The organism is Candidatus Clostridium radicumherbarum (assembly GCF_045310525.1).
Lineage (GTDB): Bacteria > Bacillota > Clostridia > Clostridiales > Clostridiaceae > Clostridium_AT > Clostridium_AT radicumherbarum.
Genome location: NZ_JBJHZY010000001.1, coordinates 1270709 through 1292089, shown reverse-complemented (window position 1 = coordinate 1292089; position 21381 = coordinate 1270709). Strand labels below are relative to the sequence as shown.

General features: G+C 31.5%; 20 protein-coding genes, 1 other RNA gene and 1 pseudogene. 2 read left to right on the top strand and 20 right to left on the bottom strand.

Annotated elements, in window-relative coordinates:
- Positions 1-105: 105 nt before the first annotated feature.
- The 13 genes and pseudogenes from dapA to ACJDUH_RS06050 form a co-directional block, all read right to left on the bottom strand.
- Positions 106-987, bottom strand: coding sequence for a 4-hydroxy-tetrahydrodipicolinate synthase (gene dapA / locus ACJDUH_RS06110; protein WP_406764267.1), 882 nt, complete (start codon positions 985-987; stop codon positions 106-108).
- A 41-nt stretch (positions 988-1028) separates the two neighbouring features.
- Positions 1029-1646 (bottom strand): KpsF/GutQ family sugar-phosphate isomerase, encoded by a 618-nt coding sequence (locus ACJDUH_RS06105; protein WP_406764266.1) that lies wholly within the window; start codon positions 1644-1646, stop codon positions 1029-1031.
- Positions 1647-1877: 231 nt separating this feature from the next.
- The gene (locus tag ACJDUH_RS06100; protein WP_406764265.1) at positions 1878-3962 is read right to left on the bottom strand and encodes a BglG family transcription antiterminator; all 2085 of its coding nucleotides are present in this window, start codon (positions 3960-3962) and stop codon (positions 1878-1880) included.
- Positions 3963-4218: 256 nt separating this feature from the next.
- Positions 4219-5904: pseudogene (locus tag ACJDUH_RS06095) on the bottom strand (bifunctional diguanylate cyclase/phosphohydrolase).
- A gap of 57 nt (positions 5905-5961) precedes the next feature.
- A complete protein-coding gene (locus tag ACJDUH_RS06090) occupies positions 5962-6087 on the bottom strand; it encodes a cyclic lactone autoinducer peptide (RefSeq protein WP_406764264.1) in 126 nt (41 codons plus the stop codon).
- 17 nt (positions 6088-6104) lie between these two features.
- A complete protein-coding gene (locus ACJDUH_RS06085; protein WP_406764263.1) occupies positions 6105-6752 on the bottom strand; it encodes an accessory gene regulator ArgB-like protein in 648 nt (215 codons plus the stop codon).
- A gap of 1 nt (position 6753) precedes the next feature.
- Positions 6754-7224 (bottom strand): hypothetical protein, encoded by a 471-nt coding sequence (locus tag ACJDUH_RS06080; RefSeq protein WP_406764262.1) that lies wholly within the window; start codon positions 7222-7224, stop codon positions 6754-6756.
- A gap of 47 nt (positions 7225-7271) precedes the next feature.
- Complete coding sequence (locus ACJDUH_RS06075) at positions 7272-7829, bottom strand: DUF5317 family protein (protein ID WP_406764261.1); 558 nt, start codon at positions 7827-7829, stop codon at positions 7272-7274.
- A 258-nt stretch (positions 7830-8087) separates the two neighbouring features.
- On the bottom strand, positions 8088-8663 hold the full coding sequence (locus tag ACJDUH_RS06070; RefSeq protein WP_406764260.1) for an accessory gene regulator B family protein: 576 nt from the start codon (positions 8661-8663) through the stop codon (positions 8088-8090).
- Positions 8664-8695: 32 nt separating this feature from the next.
- Positions 8696-9967, bottom strand: coding sequence for a sensor histidine kinase (locus ACJDUH_RS06065; RefSeq protein ID WP_406764259.1), 1272 nt, complete (start codon positions 9965-9967; stop codon positions 8696-8698).
- 75 nt (positions 9968-10042) lie between these two features.
- Entirely contained in the window at positions 10043-10174 is a 132-nt protein-coding gene (locus ACJDUH_RS06060) for a hypothetical protein (RefSeq protein ID WP_406764258.1), read from the bottom strand.
- 405 nt (positions 10175-10579) lie between these two features.
- Positions 10580-11134 carry an HD-GYP domain-containing protein gene (locus ACJDUH_RS06055; RefSeq protein WP_406764257.1) on the bottom strand — a complete coding sequence of 185 codons (555 nt, stop codon included), beginning with the start codon at positions 11132-11134 and terminating at the stop codon, positions 10580-10582.
- Positions 11135-11410: 276 nt separating this feature from the next.
- Positions 11411-11599, bottom strand: a complete 189-nt coding sequence (locus tag ACJDUH_RS06050) for a Spo0E family sporulation regulatory protein-aspartic acid phosphatase (protein ID WP_406764256.1) — start codon at positions 11597-11599, stop codon at positions 11411-11413.
- A gap of 331 nt (positions 11600-11930) precedes the next feature.
- On the opposite strand from ACJDUH_RS06050, the gene ACJDUH_RS06045 reads away from it, so the two are divergent.
- Positions 11931-12530, top strand: coding sequence for a tyrosine-type recombinase/integrase (locus ACJDUH_RS06045; RefSeq protein WP_406764255.1), 600 nt, complete (start codon positions 11931-11933; stop codon positions 12528-12530).
- A 60-nt stretch (positions 12531-12590) separates the two neighbouring features.
- On the opposite strand, the gene ACJDUH_RS06040 is transcribed toward ACJDUH_RS06045, so the two are convergent.
- From ACJDUH_RS06040 to ACJDUH_RS06030, 3 genes are read right to left on the bottom strand one after another with little or no spacing between them, the layout of a single operon-like run.
- Complete coding sequence (locus ACJDUH_RS06040; protein ID WP_406764254.1) at positions 12591-13085, bottom strand: (2Fe-2S)-binding protein; 495 nt, start codon at positions 13083-13085, stop codon at positions 12591-12593.
- Positions 13082-13921, bottom strand: a complete 840-nt coding sequence (locus ACJDUH_RS06035; RefSeq protein WP_406764253.1) for an FAD binding domain-containing protein — start codon at positions 13919-13921, stop codon at positions 13082-13084. The genes ACJDUH_RS06040 and ACJDUH_RS06035 overlap by 4 nt, the downstream gene beginning before the upstream one ends.
- On the bottom strand, positions 13918-16251 hold the full coding sequence (locus ACJDUH_RS06030; RefSeq protein ID WP_406764252.1) for a xanthine dehydrogenase family protein molybdopterin-binding subunit: 2334 nt from the start codon (positions 16249-16251) through the stop codon (positions 13918-13920). The genes ACJDUH_RS06035 and ACJDUH_RS06030 overlap by 4 nt, the downstream gene beginning before the upstream one ends.
- Positions 16252-16553: 302 nt before the next feature.
- Between ACJDUH_RS06030 and ACJDUH_RS06025 the strand changes: the two genes are divergently transcribed.
- On the top strand, positions 16554-17261 hold the full coding sequence (locus ACJDUH_RS06025) for an LbetaH domain-containing protein (RefSeq protein WP_406764251.1): 708 nt from the start codon (positions 16554-16556) through the stop codon (positions 17259-17261).
- 195 nt (positions 17262-17456) lie between these two features.
- Here the strand turns inward: ACJDUH_RS06025 and ssrA are convergent.
- The 4 genes from ssrA to secG all read right to left on the bottom strand — a co-directional run bounded on the left by ssrA (position 17457) and on the right by secG (position 21350).
- Positions 17457-17813: a transfer-messenger RNA gene (ssrA, locus tag ACJDUH_RS06020) on the bottom strand.
- 144 nt (positions 17814-17957) lie between these two features.
- Entirely contained in the window at positions 17958-18428 is a 471-nt protein-coding gene (gene smpB / locus ACJDUH_RS06015; RefSeq protein WP_406764250.1) for an SsrA-binding protein SmpB, read from the bottom strand.
- A 168-nt stretch (positions 18429-18596) separates the two neighbouring features.
- Entirely contained in the window at positions 18597-20810 is a 2214-nt protein-coding gene (gene rnr, locus ACJDUH_RS06010) for a ribonuclease R (RefSeq protein ID WP_406764249.1), read from the bottom strand.
- Between the two features lie 306 nt (positions 20811-21116).
- Positions 21117-21350, bottom strand: coding sequence for a preprotein translocase subunit SecG (secG, locus tag ACJDUH_RS06005; protein ID WP_406764248.1), 234 nt, complete (start codon positions 21348-21350; stop codon positions 21117-21119).
- Positions 21351-21381 lie beyond the last annotated feature (31 nt).

Here is a 21381-nt window from a genome sequence, read left to right as displayed (position 1 = left end):
TATATGTGTAATCCATTGACTTCGCAGTGGTGGATTATAATTTATAATAATATTCCGTATTTCCAAATCAACCACCTTGAAGACTATGGTTATTACTTTTATTAACTAAACCATTTTGTAATAAACTAGCATCTCTTTTATTTTACCTATAGTTTCTTCATTTGGTTCTGTCACCGGAAGTCTTGCAAGTCCTACAGGAATACCAGACAATTCTACAGACTTTTTTAATATTGATGGAACAGTGCCTAATTTAAGAACGCCTCGGAGTACGTCAATATCCTTTTGAGCTTTCTCAGCTGCTTCCATATCTCCTTTTAAAAAGTTCTGATAAATAGAAACATCCAATTCTGTAAGAAGGTTTGATGTAGCTGCTATTGCCCCAGTTGCACCTAGCTGCAGTGCTTTTAGTATTAGTGAATCTGAGCCAGATAATACACTGAAATCCTCACCTTTTGCAGCTTCTATATAGCTTTGAATATTTTCTATTTTTCCACTGCTGTCCTTTATACCGGCAATATTTTTAGCCTTTGCCAATTCTGCAATGGTATCAGGTTCCAGGTTCATTCCTGTATTCTTTGGAATGTTATATAATATTATTGGAATTTTAACTGCACTAGCAATTGCCTTATAGTGCTTTATTACTTCTTCTTGTGTCGGTACAAGGAAAAATGGAGTAATTACTGATAATGCATCTGCACCTATTGCTTCCATTTTCTTAGACAATGCTATAACCTCACGTGTACTGTTTCCGCCAGTTCCAACATATACAGGTACTCTTTTATTAACTTCATCGATAACCAGTTTTGCAAAGGCTACCTTTTCCTCATCTGTTAACAAATGAAATTCTCCGTTTGTTCCCATAATAAATATTCCGTCAACACCTGCATTTATTAATTTGTTAATTAACTGCTTTGTAGCTTTAGGGTTAATCTCCTGATTTTCATCAAAAGGTGTAACCATTGCAGTAATAATACCTTTTAGTTCCATACTTCTCCTCCTAATCTTCTTATTTACTTCACAAACGAATTTTACAAGACTTCTCTAATTGACTTTCCCAAGGATCCGCCTGGATGCCATTTGCCATACTGCTGAATGGTTAATCCCTTTGCATTCTGCAGTAATACGCTTAAGCTCTGTAATATTATTGTTTCTGCCAGGATAGAAGAACGAGGTGCCTTATTTAAGTCTCCACCTTCTTCGTCTACTCCAGCAAAGAGAAATACATCTCCTGCTTTTGCCAGCCAGGACTCTTTTTTACCTGTTACAGAAATAATTTTTGCTCCATTATTTTTTAAAGCTGTAACAGTTGCCTTTAATTCCTCTGTTTCACCACTGTTAGAAATTGCAATTACAACATCACCAGGCATTACCTGTCCTGCAGAGCCATGTACTGCTTCAGTTCCATGTAGTATATAAGCTGGTGTGCCTGTTGAAGAAAATAAGGATGCAGCATATCCAGATACATGGCCTGGTTTTCCTATTCCTGTTACATGAACCCTATTCTTATTTTTTTCTGCTGCTAGAATTAAACTCTCTGCTGAAGCTAATGCATTAAAATCTATGTTATCTATAATTTTTTTTGTTTCTATAGATAAAGTATCAAGGAATTGCTTAAGAGCTTCCTTTTGGTTATTCTCTGTATTCATATCTTCACTTCCTTTAAAAAATTTTAAGTAAAGGCTGTTTGTTAGAACAATTTTAAAAGTACAATGTAATTGTTTTCTTTCAGTCTTAGGCCAACCCTATGTCTGTAATTTTAAATTGTATAGCTGCTGTTTTCAATCTCATTTAGGTTCAACTTTTGTATAAAGAAGTGACATTGGATGCACTAAATTAAAAAAACAGACGTAATAAAATTACGTCTGCGTGTATTAATTTTATTTAGATTCATAAGACTTAATAAAATCCATAATCTCCCCTGGGCTTTTTGCTTTATCTAAAATTTTATAAAATTCTTCTTTTTCAAGTAGCTCTAGAAATTCTGCCATTACTTGAAGGTGACTTTCGTGATCTACCGCACTAAGAGAGAAAACATATTTCACTGGATCATTACCTTTATTTCCAAATTCAATAGGATGCTCCAAAACAGCTATACCCATTGCCGTTTCTTTTGCGCCTGCTTCCGGTCTTGCATGGGGAAGAGCTACATGTTTTGTAATTACAATATAAGGTCCTGATTCTTTAGCAGTACTTATCATTGCATCAATATATGGAGCAGCTATTTTATCGTTTTCCAGTAGGGCTAAAGCTGAGTTTCTTATTGCTTCTTCCCAATTTTGTGCTGGTACATTTAATCTAATTAGATTTTCATTAGTAAGATCACTTAACAAAAGGCCTGTTTCATTTTTAGGATTATAATTTTCCAATTGAGAAAAATATGACTGTAATTCATGGTGAAGCAAATTTTCGGAAGTTACTTTCGAATATCGCTTTATTATATCCATTACTTCCTCCACTCTTGGCTGCTTTAGTAATGTATTGCCAAGCAGCATATAAACTTCTCGTTTTACCTGAGACTTTTCTTTTAAAGTCATAACTGGGCTAACTTTTATAAGTGGTTTCTCAATTTCCATAAGCTCAGCACTAAAATTAGAAGTAAATATAATATCAACCGTTTCACTTATATCTTTTAACTTTGATAATTCTATTGGTACCAAGAAATGAAGTTCTGGAAATAAAACCTTCAGTTCTGTGTATAAAATTGCAGAACTTCCAATACCTGCTGAACAAACTATTAATGCTTTCTTCTTTTGAGGAGTAACAGGTTCATTTCCGTTAAATAAAATTGCACCAAAATGTATAGTCAGATATGCCAGTTCATCTTCCGGTATTTCCTGATCAAATAATTCGCTAAAGGGCTTCATGGTCTCATAAACTAATTTATATAGCTCTTTGTATTCTTCTTTAACCTTTTCACAAAGGGGGTTATAGATTGGTAATTTGAATAGAAGCCTATAATAAGCAGGCCTAAAATGTGAATATAACTGTTCAAATATTTCATTATAGTTCATGTAATGAAACCCGCTTAATGATTGAAATCTTGCCATTATTCTAATTACTATTTTAGTAATTATTGAAATATCCTCTGTCTTATCTTTTGTATTTCCTACTGAAATACCAATAATCCATGCACTTATATAATTTGCATCAAAGGATTTAATTTTATTACCATTTTCAAAGCTATATAATAAATCCTCAGTAAAATTATACTCCTTCATTAATCTAATTACAGAAATGTTAGATATCTTCAAAGTTTCATATTCAATTGTTTTCTCTGAAAGTAATCTTGCCTTTAAAAAAATAAATATATAGATAAATTCCTGCAATCTATCTTCTACAAATGTTATATTATGTTTTATTGCAAGCTTAGATATAATTTCTTTTGAAACTTGATAATTATCCAATTTATATTCTTTAATGAAGAGATTGAAAATCTTACAGTCCCTATTGATAGAAAGGGTATTAATTACAAATTTTATCATTAGCCTTCTAATTTCCATCTCTGAACCGGTTAAGTAATATCCTTCAGTCCGGTTATTTTTAATGTCGATACCATTTTCATTTAAAAGCTGCCCTAAGTCCTTAAAATCCATAAGTACGCTTGATCTGCTTACCTTCATTGAATTTATAAAGTAATTAAGCGATAAATAATCTAAGTTTATAAATAAAGTCAGGTACATAAAGGCAAGCCGCTCATCTTTGCTTAAATAGTAATTTTTTTCTGATTCATACTTCTGTATTATTTCAAGAATCCCTTCTCTTGTTTCTGGCTTAAGAATTATGTCCTTATTATATTTTAATGAAATAGGGGGTATATTTAGGTGCTTTAACATTTCATTAATCTTATTAATTCTATAGGTAATTTGTCTTATTGTTAAACCCGTTTCATCTTTTAGTTCCTTTGTAGTTATTAAAGTTCTTTCTAATAAAAGCTTTAGAATTAAGATCAGCTCTTTATCCATATTATTGCCCCCTTTCACTTGTATATTTTGTATAGTAATTCAAAAAAATACTATAAGTCTACATATATTGCAATTTTAATGCAAATCAATATTAGTTTCAATGAATATTAAGTACAATTCCTGTAATCATGTTTAACAATTTATGAACTATTGAATTGAGACTTTAAAAAAATTATCTTACAATTAAAATATTCTAGAATTAAAATAAGCCCAGTAAACCACTGGACTTTTATTTTGCTTAGAATTCTTTCTTCTATTAAATTATTTTAGCATTGTTTTCTTCAATAACTTCTATAAAGGCCTCAGCAATCATTGGATCAAACTGTGTACCGCTGCAGCTTTTTAGTTCTTCAATGGCTTCATCATGAGTTTTTCTTTTTGAATAAGGTCTGTTTGAAGTCATGGCATCAAAACAGTCAACTACAGTTAAAACTCTGGCAAGGTAAGGTATATCTTCGCCTTTTAAGTTATCTGGGTATCCCTTTCCATCGTATCTTTCATGATGATGTAATATCAGTGGAGCAATTTCGTCTAAAGATTCTACTGGCTTTATTATCTCCACTCCATTCTCAGGATGCAGCTTCAATATTTCCCATTCCTCTTTAGTTAATGGCATCTTTTTATTTAATATTTCTTCCATAATATTAATTTTACCAATGTCATGCATGTAGGCCCCATATATGAGTTTTTTCTTATCTTCAACACTTAGCTGAAGCTTTTCTGCAAACAATCTGCTGTATACAACAACTCTTTCAACATGACCATAGGTATATCTATCTTTTGCATTAATAACGCTTATTAAGGTTTTAATTGAAGTAATAAGATCTATGTGCTTATCTTCTATATCTTCTTTTAACTCATCTAGTATAGAATAATAAACTTCAACTCTATTTTTATTAAAGAATTTTGCTCTATAAAGAGCATCATCAGCAGATTTAATTAGCTCAACATCATTTTTTGCCTTGTCGGGAAAAACCGATACCCCAATAGAAGCTGTTAATTTGCCATGGGGCTGGTTCTCTTCACCTTCAAATGGAGTTTCTTGAATTTTTATTCTAATGTTTTCCGCTATTTTAATTGCAGCTTGTTCTGATGTAGCAGGCAGTATAACAGAAAATTCCTCTCCTCCATACCTAGCAACAATATCTCCTTCTCTCACATTGCTTTTTAGAAGAAGTCCTATAGTTTTCAGTACCTCATCACCCTTTTGGTGTCCATAAAGGTCATTATAATTTTTGAAATGATCTATATCTAAAAATATTAATGAAATAGGTTTTTTGTCTAATTCATAAGATTTTATTTTCTCTATTAAAGTTTCATGAAAATATCTATGATTGTACACTTCGGTAAGTCCATCTTCATTTGCAAGGTTTTTAAGCTTCCTTATATGTTCACTTTCAGTTTTTACATAAAATCCAAGTGTCCATGCTGTAAGTATAAAAACTCCCGCTATTATTAAATCTTTTTCAAAGTAAAGATTTTCACCTGAATTAGGGCCATAAATTAAGTCCATTGTTAATATTAAGGCAGAAGATAGAATTGCAATTACTGCACCTTGTTTCATACCTGATTGAATGGTAGTGGTTATAATAATAAATAAGAACAAAAATTAAAAATCGCTCTTTTGAGCATTTGTAATGATAATAATGGTTAAGAATAATAAAACGAAAAGTAAGTTTTCTATTAACTGAATTCGTGCAATATATTTTTCATTAAACTTTTTAGTAGTTGAAAAAGCCCATATGGAATAAACCAGTGATAAAACGAACACCAGTATTACAATTATACCCATTGTTAATGTATAACTTGAATTATCTAAGGGTATTTTATAATAATTAAATATAAATTTAAAAAAACCCATGCCAGAAAATAAAAGCGAAGTTAATTTTACTACTGATACTATATCATTTATCTGCTTTTTTTCATCGTCAATTTTGCTCATGCTTTCACTACCTTGTAAAAATTTAAAAATGTCAAGGTCGGATAACCGACCTTATAATTATTCTTCTCTTAAGGATTTTGGTTCTTCTGGCTGATAATTAAAGAAGAAACAAGCTGATGATGCTACAAAAGAAGCAACTAATGTTGCAACAGCAGCAACCATTACTAATAGTCTTTTTTTCATTTTGCTCACCTCCTTTTTTAAAATATGAATATTTTACTTAAGAACTTATCCATGCTATGTACTGTACTATGTCCAGCTTTTGTTAGTGTAAATACCTGCCACATACTACCCCCATAAACACATAAAGAATACACCATAAAATTTTTATTTTTCGTGTAAAAATAAATAATACTGCTTATTATAACAAGTAATAAGTAACTGCTTAAAACAAAAATGGATCCTTTTTTCATCCTGTCTTTTTTTTCTTTCTTTTTAATTGGTTTTGAAGGGCTGTCTACTGGAGCCAGCTTATAAATTAAATAATAGCTTATGACGAAAATTACTATGCCAAGGATAAATAATACTCTTAAAGTGATTATATACCCAAGTAAAAATTTAAAAAATAAAGCTAATCCTAAACATATTACCGTTCCTATAGTAGCACATTTACCTGGGGAAGATGCATGTGCACCACCTGAGTATTTTCTAAGGATGCTTCCTGTAAAGCTAATAATAAGTGCTTCATATGTAACATGAAACAGAAGTCCAAAAATAATAACTAGAAATATAGAAAAAGCTATATCTACTATGGCAAATATACCATAAGCTATTATTTCCCTATTATCATTATCTAACTTTAATTCCCCTGCAATTTTGGCAGCAACATTATTTGTAATTCTTTCCATATTAAATAATCTTCAACTCATTTCTTTTTCTTAAAATTATATAATAACCTATAGCTAAACATCCAAATAGCAACAAAGATGGACTTGAATATAATATTTTTTGCATAGGATTATTAAAAAGAAGATTCAAATCTTTTTTTAGTATAAACTGAATGAAATAAACATTTATTGCTTCACATATAAACTCAAGCAGAATTATAATAATGCCGGCTCTAATAGCTTGAATAATTTCAAATTTATTTATAATTACTGATAGCGTAATAAGTAAAATTAAATTCAATATAGCATCTGTTCCATTTTGAATTGGTAAGAATCTAATAAGATATACGATAACAGATTGAAGTATACAAGAAAGAAAATACCTCTTTAAATGAATCCTTTGTTTTGTGAAGGCATAGGCTGCAAAATAAAATAGTAACCCTTCTGGGATTCCCCTTAATAAAAATTCCACATATGATACCTTTACTAACATATATTTCTTCTCCTTAGTTAAAAATAGTATTATAAATATTACTTTAATTATTTGATAAACTTTTTAACTTGCATCCTATTAGCACTTTTAATACATCCATAAATTATAATAAAAACAAAAGCTCTTATAAATATATCACCAATACTTAAGATGCTGTATCCAATATCAATAAAATCAGTTAAAAACTTTAAATTACTTGTGGAATTTCCAATAACATGTATATCTTTAACTTTCATTAAAGTATCAGGTTTAATATAGCCAGTTATATAAGATAAGTTTGGATAAACAGGCATTTTTCCATTGTTAGCTGAAATTGCAAGCTTGTTTAATACTGTTCCTATTATAACAGATGCAGAGCCAATAATAGCATTAACATATTGCTTATACTTAATAATTAAAAGGAAGAAAGTACAAAAGTAAACTCTCTCTAAGATGCCAGCATACTTTATAAAGTCGTACTTTCCCAAAAACACTTCCGTATTTAAAAATACATAAATAAATGCAAAAACCAATATAGGATATATCTCCCAAGATTTAAAAAGTGGTTTTAACTTGTACCCCTTTAGTTTAGCCACAAGCATAGCAGCAAGTATGGTTTCTATCATGACATAAGTTCCTCAAACTTTTCTATTATCTCATTTAAGTTATTATATAATAACCGAAGAAAATAATTCTTTACCATTTTAATTTCAATTAGCTATATTATACCAGAATTTTGTATTAAATGCTATGATTTTCACATTTAATAATGTTTTATGCTGCTGAACTAATATTAATAATCAATTTAGTCATTTTATGTAGAATTAATGTAATTAGTAGAGTAGAGACTTAATATGGACTTTTTCAATAGTACCCACAAAACCTTATTCACATTTTTTAGTAATATCCAAGCTTCTTTTGTTAAACATTAACAATGCTTGAATAACTATTGTCCACAAAATAGAATTAGATACTGAATTGTATCTATATGTTACTATGGAAATAATAATAAAAAGAGCAGTGAGTAGCAGACCAACCTTTCTATTTCTCATTATTAAATCTACTTTTGTTAATGTCATTTTAGGATTGATTACTGGTGCCTGATTCCATATACAATATAAAGATACACCGCTTAAAATAAGCTTTGAAATAAGATCAATATTCAGATTAATACTCAAATAAATAACGCATGCTACAATAACTAACGCTGCTGCAAAACACCCTACCTGTGTGTCTTCGTGATATCCTCCAATAAAAGGCTTAATAATAGCCATTGTACCAACAGCTACTGCGGCTTCCACAGAATGTCCAAATATACTAAAGAAAAATATTATTCCAAAAATCTTTAAGGTTTCAAACACTGTTATTCTTAAAGAGTATTCTAATTGTTCTTCTAAATCTCTCGTATATTCATTTTTTGCAGAAATAAATGCTGCAAAATTTTTAATTAACCTTCTCACAGATATTCTCCCTATATTACAAATTCTTTATTTCATGAGACTTTGTAAGGAATCTCAAGTATGAATTGCACAAATTCTCTATTATCCCTAATAGAAATCTTTCCGTTACATTTGTTAAGAATATCCATTACTATGCTAAGCCCCAATCCCCTATCACCACTATTATCTTTTGTACTAAAACCCGCCTCAAAAATCTTATTTCTAATTTCCTGTGGAATATTAGGACCATTGTTACTTATCATAATAACAATCTCTTTAGAATTATTGTAACTATTATACTTAATGATTGGATTTTCAACCTTTTCCACTGCATCTATGGAATTTCTTATAATGTTTGAAATTAGCATTAAAAACTCATTTACTGTTAAGGGTAATTTTTCATAGTCTGCACTATCAAGATTTATTACATTAATACCTGCATTCACGGCTATATTTAATACAGGAGCAACGAGTGGATTAGACTTTATATCAACATTCACTGCAGGAGTAAAAGCCTGATTTCTTTCTACAATGTTTTTTAAAAGTTCGCCTAATCTGTCCATATCGCCAAGCCGATACATTCCATAAATACTGCTTATTTCACTTCCATGATCATGTTTTATCTTTTTAAGTTCAATAATTTTATTATTTAGAGCTTCGTTCAAGGCCTCAACTTCCTTGGATTTCTCATTTATCTTTGCAAAATATATTGCCGCAAAAATAAAGCCCATAAAGGCTAGACTATATAAAAAAGCCTTAATTACTGGATTCATATTTTCCGTAATCCAGTCTAGAAAAAAAATGTTTATGAAAAGCAAGGCATAGGTCATAATCTGTATGATAATTATTGAATGTCTAAGCCCCCTTAAAAGCATAGCAAAATCAAGGATATATTTTCTTAATCTATAAAATAATAAATATAATATAAATGCAGGCATGTATACAAAAATAAGCATACCTAATTCAGGGTTAATATTAATATTTAGTTTGCTTATATAGTATTGATAAATAGTTAATGTAAAATAACTAGTTATTGTAATAAGAAAATATGCTACGAAAAAACCTACAAAAGCATCTATAATGGTTTTTCTATAAAATAGGATTAGCAGTAATAATATTATAAGCAGTGCCAATAAGTTTGCAACATTTGGATTTATACCACTATAAGTAGTAAATAAATAAACATCGCTAAATATAAGTGCACTTAAAATAACGACCTTAATTTTCGATATTTTATAATTCCTTGGAACAATATTATTGCATATCAACATAAATAATAATGATTGGATGATAGTATTAAGCACATCACAAATTCTTATCAACATAAAATCGTACCCATCCTTTGAATATTTAATAGGGACAGAAGCCTGTCCCTATTTTTGGCAACAATTTGTTTTTAGCTATCGAGTAAGCTTCATTGATTCAGGAATTTCTTCAACAGCAATTAAATTTAATGATACAGGGCCAACAATAGTAATTAAGGCTGCAATTCCTAAAAAAGCTGAACCAATAAGCTTGTAGAACTTTTTCATTTAACAACACCTCCTATCATATATAAAATTATATTTTTTTTGAATATATGTAGTGGTTTATAAAAAATAATCTTATATATTATTTACCACATTTAATGCCAAAATCCTCTTTTAATGACAGTTATTTTAATATTTTATTTTCTATTCATGTAATTTCAGACTACTTTTTTACTTTATTGAATAATCTCCATATCTGATATATCTTTAATGATTAGCCCTGTTTCTGTTTTATTATCATAACTATATTCTTAATTATACAGTTATAGATGTGAAAATTCCACCATAGCAATTTATGGTGGAATTTTATATTTAGCTTAAATTTTATAAACATGTCTGTATATATAATCTTCAAACCTTAATTTATCTATTTAATTCTGAACTATACTGGGATTGATGAATCTTTATTTATATGTTAATTAAAACTCTCTCTACAAATTTATCCACTATGTAGGGATCAAATTGTGTACCTTTATTCTTTATAAGTTCTTTAATAGCAGCATCTTTTTGCAAAGGCTTTTTGTATACTCTTTCGCTAGTCATTGCATCAAAGGAATCTGCTACAGCTATTATTCTTGACATTAAGGGAATTTCATCTTGCTTTAAACCCTTTGGATATCCAAGTCCATCATATCTTTCATGATGAGATAAAACGCCTTTTGCAATCTCTTTCATCTCTGGTGATGAACTTAATATCCTAAAAGCTATACCAGGATGTTTCTTTACTTCATTCCACTCCTTTTCTGTAAGTCTTTCTGGTTTGTTAAGTATATTATCATCTATTGCTATTTTGCCAATATCATGCAAAAGTCCACAAATCTCAAGTTGTTTTATTTCTACTTCAGCCAGTCCCATTGCTTCCCCTAGCATTTCACATAATTTACTTACTCTTTTGGAATGCTTCTCTACTCTTGAATCCTTTTCTTGAAGAATACATAAAATTATATTTATAATACTTCCCATTGTGATATGTAAATCCTTTCCGAAGATATTAAAAGTTTACTTAAGTATTTAACTGCCATTACTCCATAGATTTTCAAAGGCTTCCTTAACAGCTTATACCTATGTAGCCTACAATGCCAATAAAAAAAGCTATTACCATAAAAGCTGTTAATAGCTTGTGCTTAATTTTTAAATTTTTAACCATAATTCTCCTCCTCATTAGCTGAATAATTGTAATAATCATAACTGTCTATAGTAATGAAAAATTTGCTATGAGTTTAATTTATATCTTGTGTCCTATTTTTTACTATTGGAGTTATACTTTTCTAAGATAAATTTATTAATTAGAATATCCATTTCTTCACTTATGCTAATGACTTTATGATTTTCACTAACATCAGATTCCAGCAAAGTTGCACTTACCTCATTTAAGGTGGCTCTTAATCCCTCAATCTTTTTATTCAAATCTTCCTTTGAACAACTCATTTTTTATAATTCCCCCATTAGCTAAAATAAATATTACTTAATTTATTTAATTAAACTCAGTGTTATTTTTGTTTTGACATTAATTTTTTTACACTGTATTATTTATTAGAACAATATAAATATTTTGTACAAATTCATGTTAAATTATGCTTATTTTTTAATAGTAACGGCTATCCGATTGTATATTTGTGGAAATGATAACATATGATGTAATCAAAAATTCCACAAAACTACAATTTATTTATTAAAACTTGGTTTTTTATACATTTTATGCTATAATTTATTGGACAAAATATTTATATTGTCTAGTTTATTATAAGAGAGGAAAACTATGTCAAGAAATGATGATACTAGAATAAAATATTTAACCCAGCAAGAAGCAAAGAATTTATTTATTGCTATTACAAGTCTTGACAGTGTTCATTCAATTCGAGACTTGTCTATTTTTAGAATTGCATACAGATGTGGTTTAAGAGCCTCTGAAATTGCTTTAATAAAATTGCAGGATTATAATTCTTTGAAAAGCGAGTTATATTGTAAAAGATTAAAGGGAAGCTGCAATAATACAATACGACTTGATAGTAAAACAAAGGAAGTATTAGATAAATATATAATTGATAAGGAAATAACTTCTAATTCAGAAGTGCTTTTTAAAAGCCAAAAGGGAAATCCTATTTCACGCCAGACCTTGGATTACCTAATGAAAAAATATTGTTTACTAGCAAATATAGAAGATAAAAGCAAGCATCATTTTCACGCTTTAAAGCATACTACTGCCGTTCATCTTGCTGAATCTGATATGGATATAAAAGAACTTCAATGGTGGCTAGGCCATAAATCTGTTTCAAACACTGAAATATATTTTCAGTTTACTTCAAAACAGCAAGAGAGAATGTATTCTAAGCTAAAAGAAAACAGTGAAATGGTTTAATATTCTATTGATACTCTAACAACAGGGAAAACCCTCGACTAATTAAATTAGTCAAGGGTTTCATTGGTTGATGCGAGGAGTGTTAGATTCATTAACCAGCAATACAGATTTCACAGCTTCTCTTATCTCTTCATATCCAGTACATCTGCAAATATTAGATTGCAGCCATTTTTCAATAGTTTCTTCATCTGCATAAGGGTTATTTTTTACAAGTGCATAGCAGTTCATTATGAATCCAGGAGTACAATAACCACATTGAAAACCCATTTTTTCTATAAAGGCTTTTTGAATGGGTTCATCCCTCAAACCCTCAATGGTAATTATTTTATGACCAACAGCCTCAACTGCCAATATTATACATGATTTAACAGGTACCCCATCTAGAAGTACAGTACATGTACCACAGTCTCCATTTTCACAACCAGGTTTTGCTCCAGTTAATCCTAATTTTTCTCTAATTACTCTAAGCAATGTATCTGCTGGCCGCACAATCAAGCTTTTCTTTTCTCCATTTATGTCTAGTTCTATTTTAGCTTCTTCAATATATGATATCATCTTCCCACACCATCCAATACTTCCAAGGTATACTCTAGTAAATTTTTTAATACGAATCTTTTATATTCAGAAGAGCCTTGAATATTACCAAATATAGGAGCTGGCAAATGGCTTATTGCCTGTTCAATTTTTTCCTTCCTATTAGTAGCTTTATTATTTATATACTCTTCCATTTTTAATGACCTAAATGGAAATGAGCAAACCCCGCTAAATGCCATTTGAATATTATTATCCTTTTTTATTGCTGACATACTAATTAAAGGATACTCCATTTTTCCTTGTTTAGTTTTCTTAACACTTACAAATGGTAAATCAGAGTAACTCATATCTATTGACAATTGAAAAAGAAACTCCCCCTTTTCAAGTTGAAGTGTTTTATTAAATGCCTTCATTATTGGAACAATACGTTTACCTTTTTCTCCATATATACTAACAGTACTGTCACCAATCAAATATGCTAAAACTGCCTCTTTATAAATAATTTTACCGCAAATATTTCCGCCCACTGTTATCTGATTACGTGCTGTATGATTGGCAGGAAAGTCCGATGTCTCACTTAGAAAGGGAATTAATTTATTCTCAGCAATATGAGTGAGAGTTACTGCAGCTCCTATTAACAGCTGATTACCCTTAATTTCAAATACATTACACTCAGGAATTCCTTTAATATCTATTACTGCCTTTGTAAAAATATCATTTCTTCTTGCCATAGTAATTATTTCAGTACCGCCAGAATAATATAAAGGCTCCTTTCCACTTTTACTAAGCTTTCTATACAGCGTAGCTGCTTCATCCAACGAATCAGGTTTATAGTAGTCAAAATTAAATGCAATCATTTATGCCCTCCCTCTATTTCTTTCCAAATATATTCGGGTATGAGTGGCAGCTGATTAAGAGGTTTATCTGCTGCACAGGATAAACTATTTGCAAGTGCTGAAGGCATACCAATTACACCATGTTCTCCAATTCCTCTTGCACCATATGGTCCTTCTAAATATGGAGTTTCTACAAAATCTACAAGGTACTCTGGATTTTCACCAAGTCTCAAAATACTATATGTTCTTAGCTGCTTATTTTGAATAATGCCTTTATCTGTAAACAAAAATGCCTCACGACTAGCAAAGCTTAGCCCCAAGTTCATGCCACCCGATATCTGTCCCCTTGCAGCTGCTGCATTAATAACTTTCCCTGCATCAACAACACAGGCAGCCTTTAGAATTTTATAGGTATATTCTTTTTTATTAAACTCTACCTCTACAGCTGCTGCTCCTACAGACCATTCTGGTCCTGGATTGCCTTTACCGGTTTCAGTATCTAATTTTGTTAGATTCTCAAGAACATAACTTCCTCTTCCAATAACTTGTGCTCCAATAGTATTTCCATTGGGGAAAGTATAACCAAATGCGATTTTGCTGATTTCTATTCCTATTTGATGATTACTTTTAAAAAATACTTTTCCACGACCAACTTCTAGTTCAGCTTGCGAACACCTTAGAGCAACAGCAGCTATGCTTAATAGTTGATTAATGACATCCTCTGCTGCCCTTAAAACTGCTCTTCCAATCAGCATGGTAGTCCTGCTTGCTGCTGTTTTCCAGTGATCAGTGTCAGTCTCAGTATTAACTTCCATTTTCACATGAACTTGCTCTACCTTCATTTTCATTTTCTCTGCTAATATTTGTGCTAAAGCTGTTTTAGTTCCCTGTCCTATTTCAACTGCAGCACAAATAAGATTCATACTTCCATCTAAATTAAATGTTAGAATTGCTCCTCCTCCTGCATTTAAAGCTGTATTTGAATTCTTCCAAAAGCAGCTTACACCTTTTGCCCTAACTTTATCCTTCTCAGTTTCAGCTTCATCTGCTTCTCCCCAATGTATTAGTCCAGCTAGCTTTTGTATGCATTTAGGTAAGTTACCTAAGTTGCTTCTATTAAGCAAAGTCTGTGTAGCACTAGTATCTCCTGGTAAAATTGCATTTCTTAATCTTAATTCTAAGGGGTCCATTCCCAGCTTATCCGCTAAAATATCCATTGTTCTTTCTATGGCAAAAGTAAGTTCAGAATGACCAAATCCCCGGAAGGCTGCAGCATAAGGATGGTTGGTGTACATGCAAAGTGAGTCACACCATACATTTTCAATATTGTAAGGTCCTGTGCAGTCTACCCCCGCTGCTCTGGTTATAATTACAGCTCTATCAGAGTATGAGCCGCCATCAAATAAATAGGTTATTTCTGCAGCCGTAAGCCTCCCAGTTTTTGTACATCCAAGTTTGACTCTAGCATCAAGGCCGATATGAACCGGAGATGTAATAAAATCATCTTCTCTTTTATTAGTAAGTTTAACCTGTCTCCCTCCAACGGCTTTTGAACATAAATAGGCAATAAACTCCAGCTGTACAGCTGTTTTACCTCCGTAAGCCCCACCTACAAAAGGTACATGAACGATAACCTTGCCAGGATCTATATTAAAGAAATGACTTATAAGTGCTTTTATGGTAAAGGGAGCCTGAGAAGAAGAGTATATAATAACTCTTCCATCTGGTAAAATCTCTGCCCTTACGGATCTTGTTTCCATAGCGGCATGATCAGAAGGCGGAAATGAAAAGCTTGCCTCCACTGTTATTTCACTTTCATACCACCCTTTTTGTATATCACCTTTTCTAATCTTTGTTCGATTAGCGATATTTGTGTTAGGCTCTGGAAAAACTTCATCAATAATCTCATACTCATCAAGTTTTTCATGAACAAGGGGTGAATCTTCTTTAAGCGCTTCACTAGGAGAATTCACTACCGGTAATGGTTCATATTCTACTTTTATCATTTGAACAGCTTTCTCAGCCTGAACCTCACTATCAGCTATGACCACAGCCACGGGTTCACCATTGTATCTTACTTTATCTATAGCTATGGGAGGTCTATCAATAATAGTAGATCCAATCAGCCGAGGAAAGTATTTCCCTGTTAATACTGCCCTAACTCCAAGAACTCCTAGTGAAGCTTCATATTCAATGGCCTTTATTTTTGCATGTGCATATGGACTTGTTACCATTCTTGCATGCAAAAGTCCCGCGGCTTCATAATCATCTGTATACTTTGCTGCACCTGTTACTTTATCTAAAGACTCCTTTCTTGGTAAGCTTCTGCCGATAATATTTAAATCATACATTGAGTGCTCCCGATATAATATCATTTTCTTTTATAATATATTTAGCTTAATTATTTATTATGAATTAATCCTATCTTTGTATGGAGTTAGTTCGTTTAAATTAACATTATTTCTTATTTTTATATTTTATCTATAAATGTAATATTTACTTTTCAACATTAGATTTTATAAATTATTATATTAATTCTGTAACATAATTAACACTGATTCATAGAATATAATAGTACTATTTATCCAATAAAAAAAGTGATAACCAGACTTAATAATATTACATATAGTAATAAATTATTAGGAGATATACTATGAATAAATATAAAATTATTAGCTATAAGCCTGTAGGACCAACTAATCTTTATTCATATTTTGTTACAAGTAATCCTCCTACATCTTTTAATCCTAATAGCGTATATCCTACAATTGATAAAACTGCTTTTATCGGTCCTTTTTCCAGTATTATTGGAGATGTCCAAATAAAAAGTGAAGTATTTATTGGATGTAATGTGACAATTAGAGCTGATGAAGGTACACCATTTCATATTGGAAATAAAACTAATATACAAGATGGTGTAATTTTACATGGTTTGAAAGATATGAAATTTACTGTAAATAAAATGAAATATTCTATCTACATAGGAAATGAAGTTAGTATTGCCCATGGAGCTTTAATTCATGGTCCATGCATTGTTGGAAATAATACTTTTGTAGGATTTAATGCTATAATTTTCAATTCTATTGTAGAAGATTATTGTTACATCGATTTAGGAGCTATTATAACAAATGGAGTTCGAGTTCCTGCTAAAAGTTATATTCCAGTTGGTGCTATAATAGATACTCAAGAAAAAGCCCATGCTCTAAAAAAGATCTCGGAAGATAATGAAAATTTTGCTAAAAATGTTGTTAAATCTAATATTGAACTTTCACAGGCCTATTCTCTAAAATTTGGTGATACCAGATGTAGTTGTGGTTTTAGTTGTGATAGTAATACTTTTAAAAACTTAGGAAATTTATAATATCACAAAGCCCAATATTACATTTCATTAATGTACTAAAAAGAAAAGAGCTCAATTGATTATTAATGACTATAAACTAATAACTCCAAGAAATGGACGGTATTCAAACGAATTACTTAAGCAAAAGAAACAATTTTATGAAGAATTCATGCAATTAAAATAAGCTCAGCAACATGCTGAGCTTTTGTTTATGTATGGTGGAGGCGAGGGGTGTCGAACCCCTGTCCGAAAGCAGTTATACCTAAGCATCTCCGAGTGCAGTCCTTAGTTTAACATTCCCTCTGCCAGACGCCCAAGGACAGGCTTCTGGTTTCAGTAGCTTCATTATTCCCGTTCCCTAGGCAAAGCTTACTAGGGCTCGTTTCACCGCTGTCGACGCCAGGTTCCGGTCCGCGGTCCTACCGGGCTGACGTTAGCAGACTAAGCTGCTAAAGCTAAATTATCGTTATTTGCGTTTATATTTAGTCCCATAGTTTTTTAAGGCGGGTCCACAGGTTCCCTCCACTCGCTTCCTAGATACCCCTTACCCCCGTCGAAACCAAGCACGCCCCCATATTATGTGGAGTGCATAGAGAGATTAAAGTGTATCTTATATTAAGTTTTTGTATACTCTCTTGCCTCAAGTACATTTATTATAATACAGCATATTATAATCATAATCAATATTTAAATAAAGGAAAAGTTAAAATTAAATATTTAATATCTCGATTTTTCCTTCATTTGTCTATCAATGTCTCTTTTAGCAGCCTTTTCTAGCATATCATCTCTTTTATCATAATTATGTTTACCTTTGGCTACGCCAAGAGATACCTTTACAATACCATTTTTTAAGTATAAAGAAAGTGGGACTAAGGTATACCCCTGCTGAGCTGATAGAGCCGCCAGCTTTATAATCTCATTTTTATGAAGCAAAAGCTTTCTATCTCTAAGAGGATCCTTATTAAATATATTACCTTTTTCATAAGGACTTACATGCATATTTCTAACAAAGGCTTCTCCATTTCTTATTTCAGCATAACTATCTTTAAGATTGGCTTTTCCAGCTCTAATTGATTTGACTTCCGTACCAACCAATTCTATGCCTGCTTCCATCGCTTCTTCAATAAAATAATCATGTCTTGCTTTTCTATTTTCTGCAACAGTTTTATTACCTGCATCCTTCGCCATATAAATCACCAACTTTGTATCTGTAATTATAATTGTAATACTTTATTATATTATAATAACAATAATAATATAAAGCAATACGAATTGTTTCATATTAAATTTAAATATAAAAAGTTTTGCAGCAGCCGTTTATATACATTGAAGGCTGCTGCTGCATTCAAATTAAGCTTAATCCATATTTTCACTTAAATTTAAAGTATTTTCACTTTCGAATTCCTCTACTGATATTATGTTGCTTTCTGGCTTTTTCTTGCCTTCTTCTTCTTTCTCTTCATAAACGAGTTCAAAATAAATTTCTCTAAATTCTATATCAACTTTTGAGACCTTAACTTTTACCTCATCTCCGAGCCTGTAGATTTTTTTCGTTCTCTCACCTATTAAGCTTAAGTGTTTTTCATCATAAATGTAATAGTCATCATCTAGATTACTCATATGAACAAGTCCCTCAATAGTATTAGGTAGCTCCACAAAAAAGCCAAAGCCTGTTACAGAAGATATAATGCCTTCATATTCTTCATTAATTCTCTCAGCCATATACTCGGCTTTCTTAAGATCATCAACTTCCCTTTCAGCATCCTGTGCAACTCTTTCCATCTCTGAGGATTGCTTTGAAGCATATTCCACCTCTTTATTGAGTCTCTCTATCCTTTTATCATCAATCTTACCATTTATATATTCTTTTATTATTCTATGAATAATAAGGTCAGGGTACCTTCTTATTGGAGATGTAAAGTGGCAGTAATATCTAGCTGCTAAGCCAAAGTGTCCACTGCATTCAGGGGAATATCTCGCTTGTTTTAAAGAACGAAGTAGTAAGGTGCTTACCACAGTTTCTTCTTTTTTCCCCTTAACTTTTTCAATTATCTCCTGCAGCGATTTAGGGTGTACCTCTTTACTCCATCTTACTGTGTAGCCAAGGTTATGGACAAATTCATGGAAGTTAGATAATTTTTCTTCATCTGGGTCTTCATGAACTCTATATACAAAAGGTATATTTGCCCAGAAAATATGCTCTGCAATAGTTTCATTACAAACGAGCATAAATTCTTCTATTATCCTGTTTGCTATTTCTCTTTCATAAGGGCTAATATCAATTGGTTTTCCTTTATCATTTAAAATAATCTTACTTTCATCAAAGTCGAAGTCTATTGCGCCTCTTGACATTCTTTTTTTGTATAGTACGCTGCATAGTTCTTCCATGAGCTTAAAGTCTTCATAAAGATAACCATATCTCTTAATAAGTTCCTCATCTTTATCCCTTAGAATTTTGGTTACATCAGTATAGGTCATTCTTTCCCTAGTCTTTATTATGCTTTCAACTATCCTATGATCTAACACCTTTCCGCTTTTATCAATTTCTATGAAACAGCTTAGTGCTAATCTATCAACCTTTGGATTTAAGCTGCAAATACCATTTGAGAGCTTTTTGGGCAACATGGGAATAACTCTGTCAATAAGATAAACAGAAGTTGCTCTTTTAAGCGCTTCCCTGTCTAGTGGATTTTTTTCTCTTACATAATGTGATACATCAGCAATATGTACTCCCAGTCTATAATTACCACTTTCTAACTTTTCTATAGATACAGCATCATCTAAATCTTTTGCATCTTCCCCGTCTATAGTTACTAAATTAAGCTGTCTTAAATCTTCTCTTCTAGAATATTCTTCACCTGGAATTGTATCAGGTATATTTTCTGCAAAGGACTCCACCTTAGGAGGAAATTCCTCAGGAAGACCATATTTTTTGATTATTGTCAATATATCTATTCCCTTGTCTCCTTTATTGCCTAATATCTGTCTTACCTTACCCTCAGGATTTCTCCTTCCATCTGGCCAAGAGATAATCTCAACCATAACTACTTGACCTGTTTTAGCACCGCTTCTAAAATTCTTTGGAATAAATATGTCCTGATGAATCCTCTTATCATCTGCAACCACAAAGCCGAAATTTCTACTGTCTTCATAGGTACCGATAATGTTTTTATTAGCTCTTTGTAGTATTCTTTCAATTTCTCCTTCTCTTCTCTTTCCGCTATTTTCCTCTTTTAAAACCTTTGCAATAACTTTATCACCATGCATTGCTCCATACATATTAGCAATAGGTATAAATACATCTGCTTCGCCATTTTCTGGTATAACAAAACCATAGCCCTTTTGATGTCCCTGGAGCTTTCCTACTACTAGACCCATTTTTTCAGGCAATCCGTATAAATTGGACTTAATCTTTATTAAGTCGCCATCTGCTTCCATATCCACTAGGACATCCTCAAAAACCCTTATATCTTCTTTACTAATATTAAGTGTACTAGCAATTTCATATAACGAAATAGGTTTATAAGTTTTTTCTCTCATTAATTCCAATACAGCTTCTCTTATATTCAAAATTTTCCTCCTTTTAGTCGGAAACACTGAGCAATTAAGCTCTCTCGCTCCCGCTCGATAATTGCTCGTAAATGTCCATTTAGGACATTTACCTCCTTTTTGTGGTCACGACGGGGTAATTAACCACATTCGCTCCGCTCATAAATTACCCGTTAAAGCCCATTTAGGGCTTTAACCTCCTATAAAAATAGATATATTCTATTTTTGGTATAAACAAAAAATATATTCACATTAATAGTAAAGCTATCCAATTAATTTTATAAAAATAAAAAAGTACAGTCCAGGACTATACTTTTAGCTAATCTATTATTTTACCAAACTTAAGGCAATTACATCTAATGCAAATAAAATAGCGGTTATTACAGTAACTCTAGCCATTATAGCTTCATAAGACTTTGCTTTATTTTTACTGTAATATGTATCAGCAGTTCCTCCACCTATAAACCCTGACAGGCCGTTGGATTTACTTGGCTGCATAAGCACAGATACAATTAAAATTATGGAAATAATTACAAGAGCAATTATAAGTGCAATACGCATTAAAAATACCTCCCATACAATCATGTAATGC

Excerpts from the sequence above, each read along its gene's own strand:
- ACJDUH_RS06060 (WP_406764258.1), bottom strand. The coding sequence starts at position 10,174 with ATGAAAAAGTTCTACAAGCTTATTGGTTCAGCTTTTTTAGGAATTGCA.
- ACJDUH_RS06050 (WP_406764256.1), bottom strand. The coding sequence starts at position 11,599 with ATGAGTTGTTCAAAGGAAGATTTGAATAAAAAGATTGAGGGATTAAGA.
- ACJDUH_RS06040 (WP_406764254.1), bottom strand. The coding sequence starts at position 13,085 with ATGATATCATATATTGAAGAAGCTAAAATAGAACTAGACATAAATGGA.
- ACJDUH_RS06075 (WP_406764261.1), bottom strand. The coding sequence starts at position 7,829 with ATGATAGAAACCATACTTGCTGCTATGCTTGTGGCTAAACTAAAGGGG.
- ACJDUH_RS06085 (WP_406764263.1), bottom strand. The coding sequence starts at position 6,752 with ATGGAAAGAATTACAAATAATGTTGCTGCCAAAATTGCAGGGGAATTA.
- ACJDUH_RS06030 (WP_406764252.1), bottom strand. The coding sequence starts at position 16,251 with ATGTATGATTTAAATATTATCGGCAGAAGCTTACCAAGAAAGGAGTCT.
- ACJDUH_RS06035 (WP_406764253.1), bottom strand. The coding sequence starts at position 13,921 with ATGATTGCATTTAATTTTGACTACTATAAACCTGATTCGTTGGATGAA.
- ACJDUH_RS06025 (WP_406764251.1), top strand. The coding sequence starts at position 16,554 with ATGAATAAATATAAAATTATTAGCTATAAGCCTGTAGGACCAACTAAT.
- ACJDUH_RS06065 (WP_406764259.1), bottom strand. The coding sequence starts at position 9,967 with ATGTTGATAAGAATTTGTGATGTGCTTAATACTATCATCCAATCATTA.
- ACJDUH_RS06080 (WP_406764262.1), bottom strand. The coding sequence starts at position 7,224 with ATGTTAGTAAAGGTATCATATGTGGAATTTTTATTAAGGGGAATCCCA.
- secG (WP_406764248.1), bottom strand. The coding sequence starts at position 21,350 with ATGCGTATTGCACTTATAATTGCTCTTGTAATTATTTCCATAATTTTA.
- smpB (WP_406764250.1), bottom strand. The coding sequence starts at position 18,428 with ATGGCGAAGGATGCAGGTAATAAAACTGTTGCAGAAAATAGAAAAGCA.
- ACJDUH_RS06045 (WP_406764255.1), top strand. The coding sequence starts at position 11,931 with ATGTCAAGAAATGATGATACTAGAATAAAATATTTAACCCAGCAAGAA.
- ACJDUH_RS06105 (WP_406764266.1), bottom strand. The coding sequence starts at position 1,646 with ATGAATACAGAGAATAACCAAAAGGAAGCTCTTAAGCAATTCCTTGAT.
- dapA (WP_406764267.1), bottom strand. The coding sequence starts at position 987 with ATGGAACTAAAAGGTATTATTACTGCAATGGTTACACCTTTTGATGAA.
- ACJDUH_RS06090 (WP_406764264.1), bottom strand. The coding sequence starts at position 6,087 with ATGAAAAAAAGACTATTAGTAATGGTTGCTGCTGTTGCAACATTAGTT.
- ACJDUH_RS06055 (WP_406764257.1), bottom strand. The coding sequence starts at position 11,134 with ATGGGAAGTATTATAAATATAATTTTATGTATTCTTCAAGAAAAGGAT.
- ACJDUH_RS06100 (WP_406764265.1), bottom strand. The coding sequence starts at position 3,962 with ATGGATAAAGAGCTGATCTTAATTCTAAAGCTTTTATTAGAAAGAACT.